This is a genomic window from Nocardioides oceani (genome assembly GCF_030412965.1).
In the GTDB taxonomy this organism is placed as follows: domain Bacteria; phylum Actinomycetota; class Actinomycetes; order Propionibacteriales; family Nocardioidaceae; genus Nocardioides; species Nocardioides oceani.
Genome location: NZ_JAUHJQ010000236.1, coordinates 1 through 233 on the forward strand (window position 1 = coordinate 1; position 233 = coordinate 233).

A 233-nucleotide genomic window follows, 5' to 3' on the forward strand; every position below is an offset into this window, starting at 1 on the left:
GATCCCGGGCACGACCGTCGAGGCGAGGTGCGCCAGGGCGGCGTCGCCCATCGAGGACGTCACGCAGAACCGCTCGCCGAAGGTGGCGGCGGCCCACTCGATGATGACCTCGGCGGGCGCCCGCTCGAGCTCGGCGCCCCAGTGCGAGACCAGCTCGCGCAGCTCCTCGGGCGTGCGGCCCTCGGTCTGGATGCCGCGGGAGTTGCGGGCGGTGGTGGTGGTGACGCTCACGC

General features: G+C 74.7%; 1 pseudogene. It reads right to left on the reverse strand.

Annotated elements, in window-relative coordinates:
• Positions 1-231: pseudogene (locus QWY28_RS24850) on the reverse strand (phosphoadenylyl-sulfate reductase); the annotation flags it as partial.
• Positions 232-233 lie beyond the last annotated feature (2 nt).